The organism is Pontibacter populi (assembly GCF_040278685.1).
In the GTDB taxonomy this organism is placed as follows: domain Bacteria; phylum Bacteroidota; class Bacteroidia; order Cytophagales; family Hymenobacteraceae; genus Pontibacter; species Pontibacter populi.
This window is the reverse complement of sequence record NZ_JBEOKT010000028.1, coordinates 1-23,801: the sequence shown is the minus strand read 5'-3', so window position 1 is coordinate 23,801 and position 23,801 is coordinate 1. Positions and strand designations below refer to the sequence as shown.

Sequence of the window (23,801 nt, the reverse complement as noted above, 5' to 3'; positions counted from 1 at the left end):
TTACCGTTTGGGCGCACATGATGGCCTTGAATTGATATCGCAGGCCGTGGAAGGCGGAAGTATGGCACCCTTTATATTATTAACAGGCCAGAGCGACCGCGAAACTGACGAAAAAGCCATGCGTGTCGGTGCTTCGGATTACCTGGTAAAAGGCACCTTCGATCCGTTCAGCCTGGAGCGGTCTATCCGCTATAGTATAGAGCATGCTAAAAGCTTAGCTGAGATTCAGAAGCTTAATACCGAACTGGAACATCGTGTAGAAGAACGTACCCGGGAGCTTGGTGTGGCTATCCGTAAGCTGGAAGATACCAACCGAAGTCTTTACGAGGCGCAGGTAGAAATTAGAAAAGCGTTACAAAAAGAGAAGGAGCTGCACGAGCTTAAATCACGGTTTGTAACGATCGCTTCACATGAGTTCCGGACACCACTCAGTACTGTGCTTTCTTCGGCATCCCTGATAGGTAAATACAAATACACCGAAGACGACGAGAAACGCCAGAAACATGTGGAGCGCATAAAGTCTGCTGTGAGTAACCTTACCACTATCCTGAACGATTTCCTTTCGATCAGCCGCATAGAAGAGGGCAAAATCTATAATGTGCCGACCACATTTGATCTGAAAGAATTCACGGCCGAGATAGTGGATGAAATGCAGGGACTTGTAAAGATCGGTCAGAAGATACATTATAATCATAGCGGGCCCGAAACTATAGTTACCCTTGATAAGCAGTTGCTCAAAAATATCATACTGAACCTGCTCTCCAATGCAAGCAAATACTCCGGCGAAGGAAAACAGATCTATATTGATACGGCCGTTGATGAAGTCATAAACCTTTCTGTTGCTGATGAAGGTATCGGTATTCCGGAGACAGATAAGATACACCTGTTTACGCCATTTTTCCGGGCACAAAATGTAACCAACATACAGGGAACGGGCCTCGGACTTAACATTGTAAACCGCTACGTAGAAATTATGGGCGGCACTTTAACCTATGATAGTAAACTGAACGAAGGCACTGCCTTCCACATAATATTCCCTAACACAACTCCAGAAGCATGAAAAAAATACTACTGATAGAAGATAACCAGGAGATCAGAGAAAACACTGCTGAAATACTTACGCTGGCAAACTATAAAGTGCAGGAAGCCGAGAATGGAAAAATAGGTGTGGAAATGGCTAAAAATGAGCAACCGGACCTTATTATATGCGATATAATGATGCCCCAGCTCGATGGCTACGGAGTGCTGCACATGCTCAGCAAAAACCCGGTAACATCCAGCATTCCATTCATTTTCCTGACGGCTAAATCGGAGAAAGAAGACTTCAGAAAAGGCATGAACCTGGGTGCGGATGATTACCTGACCAAACCATTCGACGACCTGGAACTGTTGGATGCGGTAGAGATCCGCCTGAAAAAGAACGATATACTGAAGGCAGAATTTTCGAAAAGTGTAGAAGGGATAGACAACTTTATACAGGAAGCACGCGGCTTCGAGGACCTGAACAAACTGCTATCGGATAAACGCAAGGTAACTGTGTTTAAGAAAAAGCAGCACCTGTTTATGGAAGGATACCGCCCGACTGCTTTATACTTCCTGAACAAAGGCAAGATAAAAACCTTTAAGGCAAACGAAGAAGGCCGCGAATACATTACCAACCTTTACAAAGACGGCGACTTTATTGGTTACCTGGATCTGCTGGAAGAGCAACCATACCGCGAATCGGCTGTATCGCTGGAGGATTCTGAAGTATACATCATCCCGAAAGAAGATTTTTTCTCGTTGCTGAACCACAACCGCGACATTGCCAACAAGTTTATCAAAATACTATCCGATAACCTGGCTGACCGCGAAGAACGCCTGTTGAAACTGGCTTATAACTCGGTGCGCAAACGCGTAGCCGAAGCCCTGCTTTTGGTAGAGAAACAGTACCAGCAACAGGCCGGAGACAAAACCCAGATCAGCATTACCCGCGAAGACCTGGCCAGTATAGTTGGCGCTTCCAAGGAAACCGTTATCCGTACCTTAGCCGACTTTAAAGACGAGAAGCTGATAGACAGCCAGGGTAGCCGCATTTTTATCCTTAACTCCGATAAGCTAGCCAAAATGCGGAATTAATACTACAAACTATAAGGGATACAATTACCGCCCTTGCTGTGTGTTTTCACCAGCAAGCATAAACTGCAATAACACTGATTGTTGGTGAAAACACCAACAATGGCTTAAAAGAATAGTAACTATAAACCATAGCCCGAACTTCTAAACCAAGTTCGGGCTTTTTATTTGAGTGAATTTTACCTGCAACAGAGGGTTAGAAGCAAGAAATATCAAAAACTTGAATAACTGACATCAATCTTTTCGATAATTGACATAAGTCATGTTTCTGCTGAATTGCTTTTCGGACATTTGCATGGTAATCTGAAAAACTAAGATGCAGAACAACTTTAAAGCACTTACCTTATCTTATAAGCATGCACCAATCAATGTGCGCGAAGCAGTAGCCCTGAACGAGATCGGTTGCCGTAACCTGCTGGATAAAATTAAGGATTTTACAGATGCCCAGGATGTGCTGGTACTTTCTACCTGCAACCGTACTGAAGTATACTATAGCTCTGAAAAAGAACTGGACCAGGCGATCATAAAACTGATCGCGATGGAACGCAGCTTTTTGTCAAAAAACATAGCGTCTTACTTTAAGCATATAACTGAGCCGGCGCAGGCTGTGCAGCATTTATTTTATGTTGGCCTTGGCCTGGAGTCGCAGGTTGTAGGTGATATGCAGATACTGAACCAGGTAAAGAAAGCTTACCAGTGGTCAGCAGATGCAAATACGGCTGGTCCGTTCCTGCACCGTTTAATGCACACGATATTTGCTACAAACAAGCAGGTTTTTAACGAAACAGCCTTTTTCGATGGTGCTGCATCGGTATCGTATGCCACGGTAGAGTTGGTAGAAGAACTGGTAGCTGACCTGATCAATCCGCGCGTGCTGATGATAGGGGTAGGAGAGATCGGAGCGAATGTATGCGATAACTTCCAGAAATCGAGTGTAAATAATGTTATTATAGTTAACCGTACACATCATAAAGCGCAGGTTTTAGCAGAGAAAACAAATGCAACGGCTGTGTACTGGGAGAACGTGTGGGAAGAGATCGCGAAGGCCGATGTTATTATTTCTTCAGTTCCCGGCGATTGCTTCTTTATTTATAAGGAAGTAGTTGAAAAGCAAGGCATAACGACACCAAAGTTTTTCCTGGACCTGTCTATGCCCCGCAGCATCGACAGCACCTTAGAAGAGATACCTGGAGTAGAAGTATATAACGTAGATACCATCAAAAACCGCGCATCCGAAGCCCTTGAAATGCGCATGGCTGCTATCCCCCAGGTGCAGCACATTATAGCAGAAGCCATGGCCGAGTTCAATACCTGGACCCGCGAAATGGCCATGTCGCCGGCACTGCAGCAGTTTAAGAGTAAACTCGAAGAAATTCGTCAGCAGGAAGTAAACCGTTACCTGAAAAACCTGGGCGAAGCTGAGCGTGAAGTAGTAGAGAAATTAACACAAGGCATCCTGAACAAAATCGTAAAACTACCTGCCCTGGAACTGAAGGCCGCCTGCATGCGTGGTGAGTCGGAAGCGTTGGTGGAAGGCTTAGCTGCTTTGTTCAGTTTAGAAAAGGATAAAGTTTAGTAGTTTAGTATAGGTGAATATATAAAAAGGCTCTTGTTTCAGGAGTCTTTTTTGTTTTCAAACTAGGCAGAGTGCGTCGCTGTTACGCAACAGCGATCATCGTCATGTCGAGCGCAGTCGAGACATCTTATATGCCTTATAGTTGGTGATTTTAATAACTTGAACCAAGCTATAGTTTCAAACCACTCTTCATCCTGGGAGCTTTAGTTACCTATAGTTTCATTTTTTGCTTTGGTGCCCTCACGGCCGGGAGGCCCCGTCTTTGGCCATCGCGCTGTGCGAATCTCTTTTGCTCGTTCCTCGCAATGCCTGCGGCACCAGATATTCACAAGGCGCTCCACCCAAAGACTGTGATATTTCGCATAGGTGCCACCTTTGATATACTTGATATTTTTAGCTGCGAGATTAATCGTGGTTAAAGTTTCTAAGGGACAGGTCGCGACTTGTCCGTGCTATGTCAATAACAATTAAACTATAAAAACAACTAGAGTAAAGGCAGGAAATCCCCTCTCGGGAGGGGTAGGGGTGGGTTAATACACTAACTATAAACCTGATCCAGCTATCAATAAAACATGGCTTTACTTACTCACAATCTCCGGCACCGAAACCAGCACATCCTGAATCAACTGCACTAACCCTGTTGGGTAGACCCCGACATAAACCAGCAGTAAAGCCAACACAGCCAACGTTCCTGCACTGGCCACATAGATCGACGGGCGCAAACGTATAGTTGGTTCGCGTTCCGTTTCCGGTTGCTGGAACATGACGGCGATGATCTTAATGTAGTAGTATAAACCAATGACACTATTGAGAACCAGCATTACTACCAGCAGCCATAGTTGGTCGTTTATACCTGCCGCGATAATGTAGAATTTACCTACAAAGCCAGCTGTAAGCGGAATGCCCGCCAACGACAATAACATAGCAGAGAAAACAGCTGCCGTCCATGGGCGACGCCAAAGCAGGCCTTTATAGTCTTCCAATAGTTCGGCATCGCTGTTCTTGTCGGAGAGCATGGCCACCACACCAAAAGCACCAACGCTGGTAATAAAGTAAGCTACCAGGTAAAAGGTCACCGCTTCAACACCCATCTGGTTACCGGCCATAAATGCCACTAATATGTAACCCAAGTGGGAGATTGAAGAATAAGCCAGGATACGTTTTACGTTCTTCTGCATCAGGGCCAGCAAGTTACCGGCAAACATGGAGGCGATGGCAACTATAGTTAAGATGGTAACCAGCACCGGATACCGGAAACCATCCACTTCCATAAAGAAACGAATCAGCAAGCCCAGTACTCCCCCTTTTGAAACCGTGGCAATAAAGGCCGTAACCGGAGCGGGGGCACCTTCATATACATCTGGCGTCCACATATGGAAAGGGACGATACCGAGCTTAAATCCGACCCCGATCAACATCATGCCGATACCTGTGAGTAACAACAGCGGCAACTCCTGCATAGCCGAAATAGCCACAGCCAAACCAGAGAACACCATTGTGCCCGTGCTAAAGTAAACTAGCGCCATCCCAAACAGCATAAATGCAGATGAGAAAGCAGCCAGAATCAGGTATTTGATACCGGCTTCGTCGGAGCGGGGACGGGTGCGCAGGTATGGGATAAGGGCATAAAGCGAGATACTGAGAATTTCCAGGCCCAGGAACAGCGATGCAAAATGCGTACTGATGACCAGCACACAGGCACCTAAGGTTGCCAACACCAGGAGTAGATAGTATTCTTCTTTCCGTTCTTCGCGCTGCTCAAAATAGGCATATGACAACATACTCACGAGCAGCGATGTCAACAGGATCATCCCGATATAGAACACGCCAAAGCCATCGATCACAAACATCGGTTCAATGACGTAAGCTGTTGTGGTGCGTAACTCAAACAACGAACCAAAGGCCGCGATAAATGATACTGCCGTGATGACATAAATGATCTTATGGTTGCGCCAAGCAGCAATCACGAGCATGGATACGAGCACTGCAACTGTTAGTATCAGCAGCGGCATCAGGTATAAAAAGTCAGTCTGGCTCATGTTTGTTAATTTGGAGATGTGAAGATCTGGAGATTTGAAAATGCACGCTGATTTATCGCTAATTGGTCTGTGGTTGTAGTTGGATCAAGTTGCTGAACGAGTGCAGTTTTTGGTTCAACTATAGTTGACTCTGGCGAAGTATAAGCTTGCAGTTGTTCCGTTATGGATGGTCTGGCCATATCCAGTATGGGTTGCGGATACAAGCCTAGCCAGAGTAAGCTGAGCACCATCGGTACAGCTATAAGCATTTCCCTGAAGTTCAAGTCAGGGAGTGGTTCTTGTCTCGGGCCGGGCTCATAGAACACCTTTTGCATGATGCGCAGCGAATAAGCAGTCGCCAGCACCAGACCTATAGTTGCAAATACGGTAAGCCAGTTTGCTGCCTGCCACGAGCCAACTAAGGTTAAAAATTCAGCGATAAAGTTGCCCAACCCCGGAAGCCCCAGCGATGCCATCACAAATACTAAAGCGATTACGCCCATCCTTGGAGCTTTTGCCCAGAAGCCACCCATCTGTGTAATGTCGCGGGTATGGATGCGCTCATACAGGAATCCGGCAAGTATAAACAAAGCGCCAGTGCTTAGTCCGTGCGCGATCATCTGCATCACCACACCTTGTAGCGCCCACTCGTTAAAGGCAAACACACCCAATATTACAAAGCCCATGTGGCTCACCGAAGTATAGGCTACCAGTCGTTTTAGGTCGGTTTGCGAGTAGGCAACTATAGCCCCGTATATGATACCAATTACACCAAGCAGCATCGCCCATGGGGCAAACTCTACGGTAGCGGTCGGGAAGAGTGGGAGCACGAAGCGCAACAAACCATAAGCCCCAGTTTTAAGTAGTAGTCCGGCCAATATAAGGCTACCTGCGGTGGGTGCCTGCGAGTGTGCGTCGGGCAGCCACGAATGGAACGGCACCACCGGTAACTTCACCAGGAATGCAGCCAGGAAACCGAACATCAGCAAACGTGCGGCCGCCGGAGCAAGTGGTGTGTTTAATAGTTCAAAATAGTTGAAAGTATAGGTGCCGGTTTCGGAGCCGTGGATGAAGTATAAACCAAGTATAGCCAGCAACATGAGCAGTCCGCTTGCCTGTGTGAACAGGAAGAATTTGTAGGCTGCATAGGTGCGGTTTTCGTGCCCCCAAACCCCGATCAAAAAGTACATCGGGATCAGCATCACTTCCCAGAAAAAGTAAAACAGGAACAGGTCCATGGTCAGGAACACGCCTGTAATACCAGCCAAAACCCACAGCAGGTTAAAATGGAAAAACCCAACCTTGTTCTTGATCTCTTTCCAGGAAATAAGCACTGCCAGCAAACCAAGGAAGAAGGTCAGCACCAGCATCAGCAGACTCAATCCATCTAAAGCCAGACTAAAACTCACACCCCATTGCGGAATCCAGGGGAATTCGTAGCGCAGCAGCCAGGCGGAACCGGTACTTGCTTCGGTGCTGACCCAGAGGTAAACTATAAGGACAAGATCAAGCAGTACAGCCGCGAGCGCCACCCAACGCGGAAGCTCCGGGTTTACTTTTTTAGAGAGCCAGGCCAGCAGTCCGCCAGCCATCAGTATCACAATCAGCCAGACGAGTATCATAGGAACAGGCTTATAGTTAATATCATGATAGCACCGACCACAATGCCGGCCACATAGTTGCGGAGCACACCGTTCTGCGTTTCCGAAAACATCACATGGAAGCCTTCGGCAAGGCGGGCAAGTCCGGTGTAAAAGCTGTCGATAAAGTCACGTTTGTTAAGCCTGGAGAAGAACACGTAAGGCCGCACGATCAGCGCATCATACAGCGCATCGAAACCCCAGCCCGAATGCCAGAAACGGTGCAGCGCCATAGCTAAACCCGAGCGTTCTATACTTGCCAGCAGCTGCGGACTTTTGATGTAGAACAGGTACGCCACAAACACACCGCCCAATGAAGCTATAGCCGCCAGCAACTGGAACATCCATTCATTAGCAGCTAACCCTTCATTAGCAGATATGCCTGGAAGTACCGGAGCCAGATAGTCTGAGAAGAGTGTAAAGTGTGCAAAATTGTGCGGTAACTCTATAAAACCACCTACCAGCGAAAGTATAGCCAGGATAATAAGCGGAATGGTAATTACCTTGCCCGGTGGATGCTCCATATGCGTTTTGCTCTCTCCGAAAAAGGTCATGAACACCATCCGGAACGTATAGATCGACGTGATAAATGCGCCCGTCAAACCAGCTAAGTAAAACCAGGTATTTCCGTTCTCGCCAGCTAAGGCATACCACAGAATCTGATCTTTGCTATAGAAACCTGCGGTGATGATGGGGAGTGCAGCCAGTGATGCAGCACCGATCAGGAAAGTCCAGTACACGATGGGCATTTTATGGCGAAGGCCACCCATTTTACGCATGTCCTGTTCGTGGTGCAGTGCCATAATAATTGCCCCTGCACAGAGGAAGAGTAGCGCCTTAAAGAACCCGTGAATCATAAAGTGGAAAATACCAGCCGACCAGGCGCCGACTCCAAGAGCTAAAAACATGTAGCCGATCTGGCTGATGGTAGAGTAGGCGAGTACACGTTTCAGATCATATTGGGTAAGAGCCGAGAAGCCAGCCAGCAGCAAGGTTACTGCGCCAACTATAGCTACTATCGTTTGTGCCAGCGGAGCCAGTTCAAAAATAACGTACATGCGCGCGATCAGGTACACACCTGCTGTAACCATAGTAGCAGCGTGTATCAAAGCAGAAACCGGGGTAGGACCAGCCATGGCATCGGGTAACCATGTTTGCAACGGCAACTGACCCGATTTACCAACCGCACCACCAAGTAGCAACAGCACAACTATAACCGACATCTGCGAACCAACGCTCCAGGCTTCAGGTGCTTCGGAAAGTATAGTCTGGATGTGCAGCGTGCCGAACGCCTGGAACAACATAAACAAGCCAATCGCCATAGCCGTATCGCCGACACGTGTAATGATGAAGGCTTTTCGGGCAGCATAGCCGTTAGCTGGCTCCTTGTACCAGAACCCGATGAGCAGATACGAGCACAGGCCCACACCTTCCCAGCCTAAGTATAAAAGCAGTAGGTTATCGGCCATTACCAGCATCAGCATAGAACCAACAAACAGGTTCATGCAGGCAAAAAACCGGGAGAAATTCTGGTCTTCGGCCATGTAAGCCGTAGCATATAAATGAATGAGCGCCCCTACAAATGTGATCACGAAAACAAAGACCATCGAAAGCGCATCGATATGGAAAGCAATGGAAGGTGTGAAGCCAGCAACGCTAAACCATTGCCATACTTCCTGGTGATAAAACTCCGGCCGGTTAGCCAGAAATTCAATACCTAACAGTATGGTGATGAGCGCAGAAGCTGCCACGCTGCCCACGCCAAGTATTGCCACCAACATGCGCGACAAACGGGTTCCGAAAAGTATCAGCAGCAGTGCTCCCAGAAATGGCAGCGCAGGTATTAGCCAGAGTAGATTTTCCATAGTTGGTTATCCTTTCATTAAGTTTGCGGCATCACTGTCCAGGGTTTTGAGCTGGTGATAGATCTGAAGTATAAGCGCGAGCCCCACCGATACTTCGGCAGCGGCCATAGTGAGTATAAAAATGAACATCACCTGCCCGTCGGGTTGCACCCATTTGGTGCCGGCAACTATAAAAGCCAGTCCGGCAGCGTTGAGCATGATCTCGACAGAAATGAGCATAAAGATGATGTTGCGGCGAATTAGCACGCTGATCAGGCCCAGCATAAAAAGAACGCCAGCCAGCAGTAAAGCAGCTTCCATGTGTGCAGGTGTCATATGGCGGCGCTCCTTTCCTGTTGTTGTAAGAACCGGTGCACCACTTTTTTCTTCTGGCGACCTAGATGGTAAGCGCCAACTATACCAGCCATCAGCATTATACCGCAGAGCTGCACGCCCAGCATATAAGGCCCGTACAACGATATGCCCACCAACCTGGCATCTACGGCTACCAAGGCTTCAGTAGGTTGTGTGTCAGGGGCTAAAATAATGTAGGCCAACTCGGCCAACAGCACCGCCGAAAGTATAGCCGGACCCACCCAAACTTTCGGAGTCAACCAGGCCTTTTCCTTGTCTACATCTTCATGCGTCAGGTTCAGCATCATGATCACGAAGATGATAAGCACAACTATAGCTCCTGCGTAAATGATGATCTCAAGGGCAGCCATAAACGGGGCACCTAGCGTGAAAAACACTACCGCCACCGCCAGGAAAGAAACCACTAAGTATAGTAGCGCATGGATGATGTTGTAGCGGGTAATCGTCATGATGGTGGCGAGTGTGGCAACAGCTGCCGCTATGTAAAATGTCAGTTCCATGGCTTTAGGGGATTAAGCTTTTAACATCAACCGGCGGTCGCTCATTTTCTGCTTCGCCTTTGTCTTTTCCGCCGATGGCCATACCTGCCACTTTATAGTAATTGTAGCCGTGGTACTTGCCCTGGCCATTTATCAGCAGGTCTTTCTTCTCATAAACCAGGTTCTGGCGGTTGTATTCGCCCATCTCAAAATCAGGTATAAGCTGGATGGCATAGGTAGGGCAGGCATCTTCGCAGTAGCCACAGAATATGCAGCGCGAAAAGTTAATGCGGAAAAAGTCTGGATAGCGGCGGCCCGTTTCGTCTTCGGTTGCCTGTAGTGAGATACAATCTACAGGACAGGCAACAGCGCACAGGTTGCAGGCTACGCAGCGCTCGCCACCGTCGGGGTCGCGCGATAGCACGATGCGGCCGCGCCAACGGGTCGGAAGTATCGCTTTCTGCTCGGGGTATAAAATTGTGTCCCGCTTATGAAATGCATGCAGAAATGTGAGCCACATACTGCGCAACAAACTAAACATAGCTGCTCCTTTCTTTATACTTTTTTTACTGTCCCCTCGAGGGGACCACAGGGGTGTTTACTCCTGCGGGTATTTGCTTTTGGCAATAGCTGCTGGGGCTTCAGCTGTCCTTTACACCCCTATAGTCCCCTGAAGGGGACACTCGCTGCTATTACTTTATTCTTCTGTCCAAGCTCTGGACTTAGCTTTTGCTGTTTCGGATTTGTAATCCGGAACCTGTTTACCTGCGGATTTGCAATCTGCTTTTTCCCGGTTGCTAAGGCCTTACCATTGCGGATTGCAAATCCGCAGCTACCTTACTTTCGGATTGCAAATCCGAAAGAGCGACAGTTCTTTTTGACATCCCGACAATAGGAGAGATCTATCTCAACTATAAGCTGTATTAGATTTCTCGCTAAGGCTCAAAATGACAGATGCTTTTATTCACTCATTCACTCAATCAAAATTCAAAACTCACCCCTCCAGCCACAGCACTACAGCGGCAGTTACCATCAGATTCAGCAGTGTCAGTGGCAGCAAAATCTTCCAGCCAAACTCCATCAACTGGTCATATCTTGGCCGTGGCATGGATGCACGGAGCAGGATGAAGATCATTAGGAAAACTGCCACTTTGATGATGAACCACACGATAGGCGGCAGAAAATCAGGGCCGAGCCAGCCACCAAAGTATAGCGTTACCAGCATGCAGGATATAAGCGTGATGCCCATATATTCCCCGATAAAGAACATCCCGAACTTCATGCCCGAATATTCTGAGTGGAAACCTGCTATCAGCTCACTTTCTGCTTCGGGAATGTCCAGGGGGAGGCGGTGTGTTTCAGCGATACCGGCGATGAAGAAGATGACAAAGCCCAGAATCTGCGGAATGAAAAACCATAAGCCAGTTTGTGCTTCCACTATCTCGCGCAGGTTAAAAGAACCGGCCATCAGCACCACACCCATCAGCGCCAGTCCCATAAAAACTTCGTAGGAGATCATCTGTGCCGCGCCGCGCATTGCACCCAGCAAACTATACTTGTTGTTTGATGCCCAGCCACCCAGGATTATACTATAAGCACCCATAGACGACATGGCCAGGAAAAAAAGTAACCCAATATTCAGATCAGCAACTATAATTCCGGGGGCAAACGGTATCACCACGAAGCTGAGCAGCACGCTGATCACAACTATAGCCGGGGCCAGCACGAACACCGGTTTATCAGCGAAAGGCGGTACCCAGTCCTGTTTAAAGAACAGCTTCAGGGAGTCGGCAGCTATAATGAGCAGGCCAAACGGACCAGCCCGGTTCGGACCATAGCGGTCCTGCCATAGAGCCAGCATACGGCGCTCTACCCAGATGAGGGAGGCAGCCACGTTCAGCATCACGAAAAGTACGCCGCCGATGATCAGTAAGTAGTTTGGTGCTGCGGTTTCCATTGCAGTTCTCGGTTAAGTATAGCCCAGGCAGGTAGTTCGGCATATTTTACTCCAGGCAAGCCAACAGGTAAACCGGCTGTTCCGCGCGGAATACTAGGGCTTAGTTTAACTGGCACTTGGTAAAGCTGTCCGTCAATAACAAAAGGCATCTGCTGGCCTTCATCCAGTTTCATGCGCAGTGCATCGTCGGTGTTCAGGGCAATGTATGGTTCTGGTATGCGCTCTTGTATGGCTGCAGCCTGCGCGCTTAGTTCTTCTGTTCCGAAAATGTGGTGCAGCGGAAGTACAAACAGGTGGCCGTCCATCGGCACAAATTTCTCTGGCACAGCTGCCGAAAAAGAGACTTTATGTTCCGGGTCTGGCTCAATCAGTCGTATGCCCGGGTCGCCGCCTTTCAGGTGTCCGCCTACTTCCTGCTGGTATTTGTTTACCGCCTGGTTTGAGTTCCAGCCCGGTGCCCAGAAGAACGGGATCATAGACGAAGGTGGTTGTCCGCGGTAGCCTTCCATGGTAAACGACAGTGGCGAATCCGGATCTTCTGCAGGTTTTGGTTCACTTACGTTGATGTTTGCCCGCATAGCAGTACGGCCGCTGAAACGGTGTGGTGCGCGCGGTATCTTTTGGCCTGCAATTCGGAAATCGGATGATGGTGTTATAAGTTCAAGCCCTTTCATTTTGGGATGTTCTTTTACAATAGCGCTCAGAATATCGTCAAAGCCATGCCACCAGCTGATCTGGTCGTGGGCAACTATAGTTCCGAGCTCACCCAGCCAGCGCCAGCTTTCCTGAATGTCTTCTATAGTTGGGTGTACCTGGTAAAAGCGCTGCGCCCGCCCTTCGTTATTGATAAGCGTGCCATCCGCTTCCGAAAAAGCTCCAGTAGCCAGCAGTACATCGGCATGTTCGGTAGTCTGGTTGTGCAGGTAATCCAGCACGATCACTTTTTTGCAGGCCTTCAGGAATTTTGTAACAAGGCTTTCGCTGGCATGGCGATACAGGTCATTTTCCAGGATGATGACCGTATCAGCATATTCATTTTCAATAGCTTCAAAAGCAGATTCCAGGCGGTGGCCGCCGAGCATGGCTAAGCCCATACTGTTGCTGGCTGGCAAGGTTAAAACGATACCTGCCGCTTTTTCTTTGGCTACCAAGGCATTGGCAATATTGGCTGCAGCCTTAACTATAGCTTCGCTGCCGCTGGATGTACCGGAAATGATCACCGGGTTTTTCGCTTTCATCAAAGCATCAGCTATTTGTTGCGCCAGGTGCAGGTCATCGTTTTTTAGTCCGCTTATGCCCGGGGATTCCGGGTAAATAATGTTGGCAACTGCAAAGCCTAAGCGGGCTATGGCATCCAGATCAGATAAGTAAGTTTGCGTTGCCAGTTCGTCCAGTTTGGTTATAGTTGGTGCGGCGATGAACAAGGGGCCTTTTTCTGTCTGTACCAGTTCACGCACAGCTGCATCCTGCCAAACCGGTATGTTTGCTTTGGACACCTCCTCCAGCAGCGGTTCCTGCCTAACTGCCTGCCTTACGGCCAGTGCCAGCATTGGAGCGGTGTTGGTAAGGTCTTCGCCAAGTATAAATACTGCATCCGCTTTTTCTACTTCACGCATGCTTGGGGTAGGGGCGCTGCTTTCCTTTAAAATCTTCAGAGAGAGTTCCGTCAGGTCATGTTCTGTATCCGATACGCCATGATGGAAGTTGTCTTCGCCTACCAGCGTCTTCAGCATAAAATTAGATTCCAGTGACGCTCTTGTGGACCCAATTCCGATAACGTTACCTTGCCTGATGAGCTGGGCAGCTGCCTGTAGTGCGGTGTACTTATCGGTAGCTTCTGGCAGGTTACTGCGCACCAGGGACTTGCGGATTCGGCTCACACTGTTCACATGCTCATAGCCAAAGCGACCTCGGTCACAGAGAAAATAACCGTTCACTTCGCCGTTATAGCGGTTGGTGATGTTGCGTAAGGTGCCATAACGTTCTCCGGCTGTAATGTTGCAACCTAAACTACAGTGGTGGCAAACCGATGCCGCCATGGTCAGGTCCCATTTGCGGGTATAGTGTTGTTTTAAGGTCTTATCGGTAAACACGCCAGTCGGGCAAACTTCTGCCAGATTACCGCTGAACTCACTTTCCAGCACACCATCTTCGGCACGGCCAAAGTATAAATGGTTATGGGCAGCAAACACGTCCAGGTCTTTGCCGCCGGCATAGTCTTTATAGTAGCGCACGCAGCGGTAGCACTGTATACAGCGGTTCATTTCGTGGTTCAGGAATGGCCCCAGGTACTGGTTTATGTAAGTGCGTTTATCAAACGTATAGTTTCTATAGTTGTGGCCGGTCATTACGGTCATGTCCTGCAGGTGGCAGGAGCCGCCTTCGTCGCACACGGCGCAATCGTGGGGGTGGTTGGTCATCAGCCAGCCAATTACGTGCGCTCTGAATTCCTTAGCTTCCGGGTCAACTATAGAAATGCGCATACCATCCCGTACCTGCTCCATACACGACATAAAGAGCTTTCCTGTGGTATCATTCTCGTCTTTAAACACCTTTACTGCGCATTGTCTGCATGCCCCGATGGAGCCCATGGCCGGATGCCAGCAGAAGTAGGGAACATCCTGGCCCAGCGAAAGGCAAGTCTCTAATAGGTTCTTACCGGTTGGTACCTCAAAGGGTGTGTTATCTATGTAGATGGTTGCCATACTTTTGCTTTGCTCCAGGGACAGTGGTGTTCGTGAATGTGCCGTTCAAAATCCTCTCTGAAGTATTTCAGAGCGCTCTGCAGGGGTTCCATGGCGCCGGGGGCAAGTGCACAGAATGTGTTGCCGGGGCCAAGGTATTTTGTATGAAAATCAAGTGTTAGCAGGTGTTCGGGTTTGCCTTCGCCTTTGTCTATGGCCAGCAAAATTCGCTCTACCCAGGGCAGCCCTTCGCGGCAAGGCGTACAGAACCCGCACGACTCCTGTGCAAAGAAATGCATCAGGTTCAGGGTAAAACCAACCGGGCAGGTTTGGTCATCCATAATAATCATAGTGCCGGTACCCAAACGACTTCCAGCTGCCTGGATAGAAGGATAATCCATGGGCAGGTCCAGGTGCTCTTCCACTAAAAAGTCGGTAGATGCGCCACCGGGTAAAAGTCCACGGAACAGGTAACCGTCCTGCATGCCGCCGGCATATTCTTCCAGGATTTCCCTTATAGTTGTGCCCATCGGCAGCTCCCAGCAACCAGGGGTTTTAACTCTTCCGCTCACACCAAAAAGCTTGGTGCCAGCATCAGCAGTAAGGCCCAGTTTTTTAAACCATTCGGCTCCGTTGTTTATAATGTGTGGCAGGCAGCAAAGTGTCTCCACATTGTTAACTATAGTTGGCTTGCCAAACAAACCACTAACCTGCGGGAAAGGCGGTTTGGCTCTTGGGTTGGCCCGCTTGCCTTCCAGCGCATTCAACAAAGCGGTTTCTTCGCCGCACATGTAGCGACCAACGCCCGTGTGCAGGTGCATGTCCAGGTTAAAGCCTGAGCCAAGTATATTCTGACCTAAGTAACCGGCATCGTAAGCTTCCTGAATGGCTTTGGTGATCTCACGGGCAGCTACTTTATAGGCCCAGCGAAGGAACACATAACTTATACTTGCCTGTATGGCATAGGCCGCCACGATCATGCCTTCTATCAGCTGGTGCGGATTTCCTTCTAAAAGCACACGATCTTTAAAAGTGCCGGGCTCCATTTCGTCGGCATTGGCTACCAGGTATTTAGGGGTGGCAGCATTCGGTCCCATCGGCACAAAGCTCCACTTTAAGCCGGTATTAAAACCAGCTCCGCCACGGCCCTTAAGGTCCGATTCTTTTACCAGTGCCTGTACTTCCTGCGGTGTCATTTCCTTCAGGATTTTACGCACAGACTGATATCCGCCCACCTTCTCATACTCCTTTAAGCTGAGCGGTGCGCGACCGGGTACAATGTGTTGGGTAAGCGGCTTTTCCATAGGCCCGCTTTTAAAGTTTAGGTATACTTGTTCAGAATCTCATCCAGTTGTTCCACCGTCAGGTTACGGTACAGGTCGTTGTCAATCATTAGGGCGGGGGCACAGTCGCAGGTGCCAAGGCAGCAGTTCGGGAGCAAAGTAAATCGGCCATCTGCTGTGGTCTGGCCATATTGTATGTTTAGTTTTTCGTGCAGAGCTTCTTTTATTCCTTCGTAACCCATCACATAGCAGCTGATGCTGTCGCAGAGCAAGATCACGTGTCGACCAACCGGCCTCCGGAAGATCAGGTTGTAGAATGTAGCCACGCTATCCAGTTCCGCTGGCGACATACCCACATAATCGGCCACATCTTTCAGGCTCTCATCCGAAACCCAGCCATGGTTTTGCTGCACGATCTTCAGCGCTTCAATGCAGGCGTTTTTAGGAGCCGGCACGAGGCTTATTTCATGGTCTATCTGATGTTTCTCTTCAGCGGTCAGCATGGTTTTTAATTATGAATTAGAAATTAAAAATTAGAAATAAAGGTATGATTCAAGCCTTGTTGCTGTTCCGGATTTGTAATCCGCTTGTTTCCAGTTGCTAATGCCTTTGCTATGCGGATTACAAATCCGCAGTTATTACACTTTCGGATTGCAAATCCGAAAGAGCAACTAGCTATAATTAACTTGTATTCCTTTCCATTTCTAATTCCTGATTTTTAATTTCTAATTTAAGCGTGAGCGTCAGCGGTCCACATCTGCCAGCACGTAATCCATGGCTCCGAGTATTGATAACAGATCGGCTACGGTGTAGCCTTTGCTGATGTAAGGGAGCATCTGCATGTGCGGGAACGATGGAGTCCGGATGCGTACCCGGTAGGGCGATGTGTTTCCATCGCTTGTCAGGTAATAGCCGTTGGCTCCTTTGGTTGCTTCTATGCAGCTCATCGCTTCGCCGGCAGGTATAACCGGCCCCCAACTCACGCCTAAAAAGTGGGTGATGAGCGTTTCAATATCGTGCATCGTGTTTTTCTTGATTGGTGGTGTGGTAAGCGGATGATCTGATTTGAAAGGACCGGCTGGCATGTTTTTCAGGCACTGTTCTACAATGCGCAGACTCTGGCGCATCTCGGCCACGCGAACTATAGCCCGGTCGTAGCAGTCTCCGTTGCTGGCGGTTGGTACTTCAAAATCAAAGAGCTCGTAGCCGGAGTAAGGCCGCTTTTTACGGAAGTCCCACTCAAAGCCGCAGGCGCGCAGCCCTGGCCCTGTTACGCCCCATTCTATGGCTTCTTCAGCTGTAAAAATGCCAATACCAACGGTACGGGCCTTAAAAAGGCTGTTCTTCATCACCATGTTATCGTATTCTTTCAGCCGTTTCGGGAAATAGTTGATGAAGTTTTGCACCAGCGTTTCCCAGCCTTTTGGCAGGTCCTGCGCCACACCACCGATCCGGAACCAGTTTGGGTGCATGCGTCCGCCACAGATTCCTTCTATGATATCAAATATCTTTTCGCGGTCGGAGAACATGTAGAAAACAGGGGAGAGCTGACCTACGTCCTGGGCAAAAGTACCGTACCACACCAGGTGGCTGGCAATTCTAAAGAGTTCGCAAAGCATTACCCGGATGTACTTTACCCGTTCGGGCACTTCTATGCCAGCCAGTTTCTCTACAGCCTGTAAATAAGCCAGATTGTTCATCACGCCGCCCAGGTAATCCACGCGGTCTGTGTAAGGAATGTAAGTATGCCACGACTGGCGTTCGCCCATTTTCTCAGCGCCACGGTGGTGGAAACCGATATCCGGAATGGCATCAACAATGTCTTCACCGTCCAGCTGAAGTATAATTCGTAAAACGCCGTGCGTGCCGGGGTGCTGCGGACCAATATTCAGGAACATAAAATCACTATCGTCGCTCTGGCGTTGCAGTCCCCATTCTTCGGGGTTAAATTTCAGGGCTGCCTGCTCCAGGTCTACTTTGTCATCATATAGCTGGAAAGGGCCCATTTCGGTGGCGCGGGCAGGGTGTTCTTTGCGGAGCGGATGTCCTACCCAGGTTCGTGGCATAAGAATACGCGACAAGTGCGGATGACCCGAAAAACGGATACCGAACATGTCGTATACTTCGCGCTCATACCAGTTGGCATTTGCCCACAGGCTGCTTATACTTGGGGCTGATGGAAAATCACCTGCTAAGGCTACTTTTAAGCGGATAAACTCGTTGCGGGGGAAAGAGAATAGGTGGTAGACCAGCGTAAAACTGGATTTAGGTACATGGTTAGTCCCACGGTTTTTGGTCCGTTCATCTATAGCCGTCAGATCAAACAGTAGTTTAAATGGTTCGGCCACTTCATTTTTCAGGAAGGTCAGCACGTCCACCATTTTATCCATCGGCATCCAAAGCGTGAGCATCTCGTCTTTGGTTGCCTGCTGCGTGAAGGTGTCTTCGTCGAAGCGTGCCTGTAGCTGTAGTAAGGTGCTGCTATTGTTTTCCATGGCCAGGTTCTTTCTTGAGGGGACCAGTAAATTGTTAATTCATGCTAAATCTATAGTTGCTTTATTATGGTAAATAAATGTTGTGTTACCAGAGACTATAAGGCCTGATAACTTTTGAAAATCTCTAACTCCTAAACTCACAAACTGCTTAACTATCTATAGTTCATCCGGCGACCGGAACTCTGTCATTTGGTCCCATCTATCGCGTTTGCGTGCTTTTACCTCTACTTTTTCAGGTTTTATAACGCCTTGATCCCCAATTGTCCAGCTGAGCGGGCGACGCTCTTTGCCAACGCTTTCGGCCAGCAACATTAGTCCTTCCATAAAGGCATCGGGTCGGGGAGGGCAACCGGGTACGTACACATCAACAGGTAAAAATTTATCCACGCCCTGGACCACACTATAAATATCAAACATGCCGCCGGAGTTGGCGCAGGAACCCATGGAGATCACCCATTTCGGTTCCAGCATCTGTTCGTGCAGGCGCTTGATGATCGGGGCCATCTTGATGAAAACCGTACCGGCGATGATCATGACATCGGCTTCGCGGGGAGTGCCCCGGATTACTTCTGCACCAAAACGGGCCACATCATACTTGGGCGTCATGGAGGTAGCCATCTCAACAAAACAACAACTCAAACCAAAATGGAATGGCCACATAGAGTTTTTACGTCCCCAGGCGACGAGATCCTGCACGGTGGTGAGCATGATACTTTGCTGCACGGTTTCTTCGTAAGAGCTGTTGCCCTTTATCGCATTTGCAGGTTCGTCGGGTTTACTTAGCCACCATTTCATAGGCGTAGAGGTTTGAGTTATGGTTTCATCAGTACATCAGGGTGAGTGTAGGGGCGTTATTCGGTATTAGTTACTCCTTGTTCGACTTATAAAGTCTTATGTCTTTTGTAAAATAATCCTTTGTCAGGATATCATACAGCCGGTTTTTGCATGCGTTTGTAAGCTGCCAGTATCTTTTTGCCATCGGGTCCAAAGTCCAGTGCGCCCATACGCCATTCGTATATCAGCACTACAACCAGCATCACCATAAACACAGCCACGCCGGCGTATCCATACCAGCCCAGTTCACGAAAAGCAATAGCCCAGGAGAGTATAAAAACGGTCTCCACATCAAAGATCACGAAGAGCATAGCTACCATATAAAACTGAGAGGAGAAACGTAAGCGTGCGGAGCCTTCACTAACTATACCGCCTTCATAAGGCTCACCAACCGCCCGGCCTTTGCCACGCTGGCCCAGCACATACGAGATTCCAAGTATAGCACCAACCAGGCTCAGTACGATAGCCCCGTATACCAGCAGGGGCCATAATGGCACATTATTTACTTCAGAAGCCTCCATAGCTTTTTAGGTTTGGTACTACTCGCAACTATAACTATCGGTACTTATTCCTGGTGTCCGGTAATGTAATGCTCCAGTTCTTCTATAATAAACTGTTGTTCTTCTATCATGTATCTTACAATATCACCGATAGAGACGATACCAACCAGGTTGTTATTATCGAAAACCGGCAGGTGCCGGATATACTTGCTTGTCATGAGGGCCATGCATTGTTCCATGGTGGTGTCAGGGGTAACAGAAACAGGATGCTCGCTCATAATTTCCCTGACACTTGTTTCTTTAGACGACCTGCCTTTCAGGATCACTTTGCGGGCATAGTCGCGTTCGGTAATCATGCCTGCAAATTTCTCCTTCTCCAGCACGACCAGTGCTCCTACATGGTTTTCTTCCATCTTCTCAAGCGCATTGTATACGCAGGATTCCGGATCTACAGAAATTACACCTCCCTGCTTTTTCTGTAAAATACAGCGAACGGTTCCCATACTGCCTCCTTCCGTAATTAGGTAATTCTAAAAATAAGTTAATCTGAATATTTAGACCTATATACGAAGGTGATTGAAAAAAGTAAATTAAATGTTTGATAGTTTATGTTTTGTGCAAATTTATAACCTGTAGCTGTATAGCTAAATTAAAATATTAAGTGGTTGATAGTTAGGTTGTAATGTTTGATAATTGTTTAGGAATGTGCTTGTATGGTAGAATTTAAGAACTGCCCGTCCGATATAGAGTGATATTGTACCCGGAAGTAGGTGATAGTTAAAAATTCAGAGTTTATCTGAAAAATTATATTTATAAATTTAGTTTTATGGGCAGGTTTTAGCTTTTTAAAGTTGAAATGGAATTAACTATTTATCTGCAACAAAGTATAATAGGTGCACCTAAGTAAACAACCGGAAATTCCGGAATGAACTAGCTTATTAACCTGTACTATATGAGTATTCCAATATATCCTGGCAACCCTTATCCGCTGGGTGCCACCTGGGATGGAGAAGGAGTGAACTTCGCAATTTATGCCGATAATGCCACAGACGTTGAGCTTTGCTTGTTTGATGACATAACCAGCGAACAGGAATCGGTTAAGATAAAGCTGGTAGAACGCACCCACCAGATCTGGCATACTTATTTACCTGATGTAAAGCCCGGGCAACTATATGGTTACCGTGTAGATGGACCATACGATCCGGAGAACGGACACAGGTTCAATAAAAACAAGCTCCTCCTGGATCCTTATGCCAAAGCTATTTCAGGTGCAGTAGAGTGGCACGACTCGCTGTTTGGATACAAAGTTGGAGACCCAAAAGAAGACCTCAGTTTTAGTGATACCGATAGTGCCCCTTTTTTACCGAAGGCTGTAGTTATAGACCCTAACTTCGACTGGCAAGGCGACAAGCCTCCTAAAACGCCTTACTTCAGATCCATTATCTACGAGGCGCATGTGAAAGGCTTTACTTACCAGCACCCCGACATACCTAAAGAGATTAGAGGTACTTATGCTGCGCTGGCCCACCCGGTAACTATAAACTACCTGAAAGAGCTTGGTATTACAGCAATAGAACTGATGCCTGTACATCATTTTATAAGAGATCGTCACCTGGCAGACAAAGGCCTTACCAATTACTGGGGATATAACTCTATCGGTTTTTTTGCCCCGGATGTGCGCTACAGCAGCAGTGGTAGTTTAGGCGAACAGGTACGTGAGTTTAAGGAGATGGTGCTGGAATTGCATAAAGCAGGTATAGAAGTGATTCTGGATGTGGTGTATAACCACACTGCAGAAGGCAACCACTTGGGGCCAACACTTTCCTTCCGGGGTGTAGACAATGCCTCTTACTACAGGTTAACAGAAGAAAACAAACGCTACTACATGGACTATACCGGTACTGGCAATACCCTTAATTCTTTGTTACCTAGTGTACTGCGTTTAATTATGGATAGTCTGCGTTACTGGATTCTGGAAATGCACGTAGACGGCTTCCGATTTGATCTGGCATCTACGCTGGCCCGTGAGCTGCATGGGGTTGATAAGCTGGGTTCTTTCTTTGATATCATTCACCAGGACCCTGTCATTTCGCAGGTAAAACTGATTGCTGAACCATGGGATATAGGGGAAGGTGGCTACCAGGTAGGTAACTTTCCGGCCGGCTGGACAGAGTGGAACGGAAAGTACCGCGATTGCATGCGCGATTACTGGCGTGGCGAACACAGTATGCTGGCCGAATTTGCCGAGCGCTTTACCGGTAGTTCTGATCTGTATCGCGATGATTACCGCCGGCCGACTGCCAGTATCAATTTTATAACTGCCCACGATGGTTTTACCCTGCATGATCTGGTGTCCTATAACGAGAAGCATAATGAGGCCAACGGCGAAAACAACAACGATGGTGAAAGTCATAACCGTTCCTGGAATTGCGGCGTGGAAGGGCCTACCGAAGACAAAGCTATAGTTGAACTACGACAGCGCCAGAAACGAAATTTCCTGGCCACACTTTTCCTGTCGCAGGGTGTACCGATGTTGGTAGCAGGTGATGAAATAGGCCGTACACAACGAGGTAACAACAACGCTTATTGCCAGGATAACGAAGTATCGTGGCTTAACTGGGAGACAGCCGATAAAGATCAGCTTGATTTTACACGTAAACTGATACAACTTAGAAAAGAGCATCCTGTATTTTGTCGTCGTCGCTGGTTTCAGGGGGTGCCTATAAAAGGTTTGGGTGTGGAAGATATTGCCTGGTTTCTGCCGGATGGTACCGAAATGACAGATGAACACTGGAATCATGACTATGCTAAATCGCTTGGAATATACATGAACGGGCACGGACTACGTAGTGTAGGACCTAAAGGTGAACACATTATGGATGATGATTTTTATGTGATCTTCAATGCCCATCATGATCTACTTAAATTTAAGCTACCGCCAGAAAAATACGGTGCCCAGTGGAGTAAAGTAATCGATACAACTACTGGCCATGTCGGAGAAAATGGTAAATCGTATAAAGCAGGCAAAATGGTTGAAGTAGGGGGCAGGTCTGTCGTGCTTTTACATTCCGAAACTGTAAAAAAGCCTAAAGTAGCAGCCCGGGCACGTAAAGCAGGCGAACCTATTTAAAGGTATAGTTACTCCTGATATTTCTGAATGTCGGGAGTAATTGCCAATTTTGTTGCATGTATACACGCGAACAGGCTTCCCAACTGCGCCAGGCTTTCTGGACGACTTTCGGGCAATATATTGCTCCGCAACTGTCTGCGGACGGTTACCGCACCAACTGGTCTAACTATAAAACAGGGTTTAAGCATGTATATTTCCGGATGCGCGCCGAAAAGAAATCTGCAACGATAAGTATCGAGCTCACCCACCCTGACCCTGAAATACAGGAACTATACTTCGAGCAATTTGAAGAGCTGAAAACTTTGCTGCACGAAACACTGGGAGAAGAGTGGGAATGGGAGCTGCATGGCGAGGATGAGGACGGTAGAACTATAAGCAGGATTTACAAAGAGATCTCCCCGGTAAATGTGTTCAACAAAGACGACTGGCCGCAGCTTATTTCCTTTTTTAAACCCCGGATTATTGCTTTGGATGCCTTCTGGAGTGACGCCAAGTATAGTTTTGATGCGTTGAAGTAAGGTGTTCTAGCGTCAGTCGAAGGATCTTTATTATTCTATCCTATTTGTCATTTCGAACATTCTTGAGACGAGAGTCGAAAAGAGCCAGCGTAGCTGTTAGAAATCTTAAGTGTCCTATAGTTTGATTCTTTTGAATCCGAACCAAGCTATAGTTTTAAATCACTTTCAATCCTGGGAGCTCTACTAACCTATAGTTTCAATCCAGCTTTGGTGCCCTCACGGCCGGGAGGCCTCGTCTTCGGGTATCGCGCTGCGCGAATCTCTTTTGCTCCTTCGTCGCAATGCCTTTCGGCACCAGATATTCACAAGGCGCTCAACCCAAAGACTGTGATATTTCGCATAGCAACCAGCAT

Annotated in this window: 19 protein-coding genes; 5 read left to right on the top strand and 14 right to left on the bottom strand. The window is 48.0% G+C overall.

Annotated features, from left to right (window positions below; all coding sequences use genetic code 11):
- The 3 genes from ABS362_RS18905 to hemA all read left to right on the top strand — a co-directional run.
- Positions 1 to 1,060, top strand: a 1,060-nt coding sequence (locus ABS362_RS18905) for an ATP-binding protein (protein ID WP_350414538.1), incomplete at its 5' end; no start/stop codon positions are given.
- Positions 1,057 to 2,118, top strand: a complete 1,062-nt coding sequence (locus ABS362_RS18900) for a response regulator (protein WP_350414536.1) — start codon at positions 1,057 to 1,059, stop codon at positions 2,116 to 2,118. The genes ABS362_RS18905 and ABS362_RS18900, both read left to right, overlap by 4 nt.
- Before the next feature lie 313 nt (positions 2,119 to 2,431).
- Positions 2,432 to 3,691, top strand: coding sequence for a glutamyl-tRNA reductase (hemA, locus tag ABS362_RS18895; RefSeq protein WP_350414535.1), 1,260 nt, complete (start codon positions 2,432 to 2,434; stop codon positions 3,689 to 3,691).
- A 578-nt stretch (positions 3,692 to 4,269) separates the two neighbouring features.
- On the opposite strand, the gene ABS362_RS18890 is transcribed toward hemA, so the two are convergent.
- The 14 genes from ABS362_RS18890 to ABS362_RS18825 form a co-directional block, all read right to left on the bottom strand.
- Entirely contained in the window at positions 4,270 to 5,730 is a 1,461-nt protein-coding gene (locus tag ABS362_RS18890) for an NADH-quinone oxidoreductase subunit N (protein WP_350414533.1), read from the bottom strand.
- Positions 5,731 to 5,735: 5 nt separating this feature from the next.
- Positions 5,736 to 7,331, bottom strand: coding sequence for an NADH-quinone oxidoreductase subunit M (gene nuoM / locus ABS362_RS18885; RefSeq protein WP_350414531.1), 1,596 nt, complete (start codon positions 7,329 to 7,331; stop codon positions 5,736 to 5,738).
- Entirely contained in the window at positions 7,328 to 9,214 is a 1,887-nt protein-coding gene (gene nuoL / locus ABS362_RS18880) for an NADH-quinone oxidoreductase subunit L (RefSeq protein ID WP_350414529.1), read from the bottom strand. Before nuoL ends, nuoM begins: the two co-directional genes overlap by 4 nt.
- Before the next feature lie 6 nt (positions 9,215 to 9,220).
- Positions 9,221 to 9,514 carry an NADH-quinone oxidoreductase subunit NuoK gene (gene nuoK / locus ABS362_RS18875; protein WP_222619743.1) on the bottom strand — a complete coding sequence of 98 codons (294 nt, stop codon included), beginning with the start codon at positions 9,512 to 9,514 and terminating at the stop codon, positions 9,221 to 9,223.
- An 11-nt stretch (positions 9,515 to 9,525) separates the two neighbouring features.
- Positions 9,526 to 10,068: an NADH-quinone oxidoreductase subunit J gene (nuoJ, locus tag ABS362_RS18870; protein WP_350414528.1), complete on the bottom strand. Its 543-nt coding sequence runs from the start codon at positions 10,066 to 10,068 to the stop codon at positions 9,526 to 9,528.
- 4 nt (positions 10,069 to 10,072) lie between these two features.
- Positions 10,073 to 10,588 carry an NADH-quinone oxidoreductase subunit NuoI gene (gene nuoI / locus ABS362_RS18865; protein ID WP_350414526.1) on the bottom strand — a complete coding sequence of 172 codons (516 nt, stop codon included), beginning with the start codon at positions 10,586 to 10,588 and terminating at the stop codon, positions 10,073 to 10,075.
- Positions 10,589 to 11,041: 453 nt separating this feature from the next.
- Positions 11,042 to 12,004, bottom strand: a complete 963-nt coding sequence (gene nuoH / locus ABS362_RS18860; protein ID WP_350414524.1) for an NADH-quinone oxidoreductase subunit NuoH — start codon at positions 12,002 to 12,004, stop codon at positions 11,042 to 11,044.
- Positions 11,974 to 14,709: an NADH-quinone oxidoreductase subunit NuoG gene (nuoG, locus tag ABS362_RS18855; RefSeq protein ID WP_350414522.1), complete on the bottom strand. Its 2,736-nt coding sequence runs from the start codon at positions 14,707 to 14,709 to the stop codon at positions 11,974 to 11,976. The genes nuoH and nuoG overlap by 31 nt, the downstream gene beginning before the upstream one ends.
- Positions 14,691 to 15,992, bottom strand: a complete 1,302-nt coding sequence (nuoF, locus tag ABS362_RS18850; protein ID WP_350414521.1) for an NADH-quinone oxidoreductase subunit NuoF — start codon at positions 15,990 to 15,992, stop codon at positions 14,691 to 14,693. The genes nuoG and nuoF overlap by 19 nt, the downstream gene beginning before the upstream one ends.
- 17 nt (positions 15,993 to 16,009) lie before the next feature.
- Positions 16,010 to 16,474: an NADH-quinone oxidoreductase subunit NuoE gene (gene nuoE / locus ABS362_RS18845; protein ID WP_350414519.1), complete on the bottom strand. Its 465-nt coding sequence runs from the start codon at positions 16,472 to 16,474 to the stop codon at positions 16,010 to 16,012.
- Positions 16,475 to 16,714: 240 nt separating this feature from the next.
- Complete coding sequence (nuoC, locus tag ABS362_RS18840; RefSeq protein WP_350414517.1) at positions 16,715 to 18,466, bottom strand: NADH-quinone oxidoreductase subunit C/D; 1,752 nt, start codon at positions 18,464 to 18,466, stop codon at positions 16,715 to 16,717.
- Positions 18,467 to 18,622: 156 nt separating this feature from the next.
- Entirely contained in the window at positions 18,623 to 19,261 is a 639-nt protein-coding gene (locus ABS362_RS18835; RefSeq protein ID WP_350414516.1) for an NADH-quinone oxidoreductase subunit B, read from the bottom strand.
- 131 nt (positions 19,262 to 19,392) lie between these two features.
- Positions 19,393 to 19,821 carry an NADH-quinone oxidoreductase subunit A gene (locus ABS362_RS18830; RefSeq protein WP_350414515.1) on the bottom strand — a complete coding sequence of 143 codons (429 nt, stop codon included), beginning with the start codon at positions 19,819 to 19,821 and terminating at the stop codon, positions 19,393 to 19,395.
- Positions 19,822 to 19,865: 44 nt separating this feature from the next.
- Positions 19,866 to 20,303, bottom strand: coding sequence for a CBS domain-containing protein (locus tag ABS362_RS18825; RefSeq protein ID WP_350414513.1), 438 nt, complete (start codon positions 20,301 to 20,303; stop codon positions 19,866 to 19,868).
- 449 nt (positions 20,304 to 20,752) lie between these two features.
- Here ABS362_RS18825 and glgX point away from each other — a divergent pair, with 449 nt between their 5' ends.
- Together glgX and ABS362_RS18815 are read left to right on the top strand one after the other, a co-directional pair.
- Positions 20,753 to 22,930, top strand: coding sequence for a glycogen debranching protein GlgX (glgX, locus tag ABS362_RS18820; protein WP_350414512.1), 2,178 nt, complete (start codon positions 20,753 to 20,755; stop codon positions 22,928 to 22,930).
- 56 nt (positions 22,931 to 22,986) lie between these two features.
- Positions 22,987 to 23,448 carry a DUF4268 domain-containing protein gene (locus ABS362_RS18815; protein ID WP_350414510.1) on the top strand — a complete coding sequence of 154 codons (462 nt, stop codon included), beginning with the start codon at positions 22,987 to 22,989 and terminating at the stop codon, positions 23,446 to 23,448.
- Positions 23,449 to 23,801: the final 353 nt, after the last annotated feature.

Bases quoted from the DNA above. Each gene is read 5' to 3' on its own strand.
- nuoL (WP_350414529.1), bottom strand. From the start codon at position 9,214: ATGGAAAATCTACTCTGGCTAATACCTGCGCTGCCATTTCTGGGAGCA.
- hemA (WP_350414535.1), top strand. From the start codon at position 2,432: ATGCAGAACAACTTTAAAGCACTTACCTTATCTTATAAGCATGCACCA.
- nuoI (WP_350414526.1), bottom strand. From the start codon at position 10,588: ATGTTTAGTTTGTTGCGCAGTATGTGGCTCACATTTCTGCATGCATTT.
- nuoH (WP_350414524.1), bottom strand. From the start codon at position 12,004: ATGGAAACCGCAGCACCAAACTACTTACTGATCATCGGCGGCGTACTT.
- nuoC (WP_350414517.1), bottom strand. From the start codon at position 18,466: ATGGAAAACAATAGCAGCACCTTACTACAGCTACAGGCACGCTTCGAC.
- nuoG (WP_350414522.1), bottom strand. From the start codon at position 14,709: ATGGCAACCATCTACATAGATAACACACCCTTTGAGGTACCAACCGGT.
- ABS362_RS18825 (WP_350414513.1), bottom strand. From the start codon at position 20,303: ATGGGAACCGTTCGCTGTATTTTACAGAAAAAGCAGGGAGGTGTAATT.
- nuoF (WP_350414521.1), bottom strand. From the start codon at position 15,992: ATGGAAAAGCCGCTTACCCAACACATTGTACCCGGTCGCGCACCGCTC.
- nuoM (WP_350414531.1), bottom strand. From the start codon at position 7,331: ATGATACTCGTCTGGCTGATTGTGATACTGATGGCTGGCGGACTGCTG.
- ABS362_RS18830 (WP_350414515.1), bottom strand. From the start codon at position 19,821: ATGGAGGCTTCTGAAGTAAATAATGTGCCATTATGGCCCCTGCTGGTA.
- glgX (WP_350414512.1), top strand. From the start codon at position 20,753: ATGAGTATTCCAATATATCCTGGCAACCCTTATCCGCTGGGTGCCACC.
- ABS362_RS18890 (WP_350414533.1), bottom strand. From the start codon at position 5,730: ATGAGCCAGACTGACTTTTTATACCTGATGCCGCTGCTGATACTAACA.
- ABS362_RS18815 (WP_350414510.1), top strand. From the start codon at position 22,987: ATGTATACACGCGAACAGGCTTCCCAACTGCGCCAGGCTTTCTGGACG.
- nuoE (WP_350414519.1), bottom strand. From the start codon at position 16,474: ATGCTGACCGCTGAAGAGAAACATCAGATAGACCATGAAATAAGCCTC.
- ABS362_RS18900 (WP_350414536.1), top strand. From the start codon at position 1,057: ATGAAAAAAATACTACTGATAGAAGATAACCAGGAGATCAGAGAAAAC.
- ABS362_RS18835 (WP_350414516.1), bottom strand. From the start codon at position 19,261: ATGAAATGGTGGCTAAGTAAACCCGACGAACCTGCAAATGCGATAAAG.
- nuoJ (WP_350414528.1), bottom strand. From the start codon at position 10,068: ATGGAACTGACATTTTACATAGCGGCAGCTGTTGCCACACTCGCCACC.
- nuoK (WP_222619743.1), bottom strand. From the start codon at position 9,514: ATGGAAGCTGCTTTACTGCTGGCTGGCGTTCTTTTTATGCTGGGCCTG.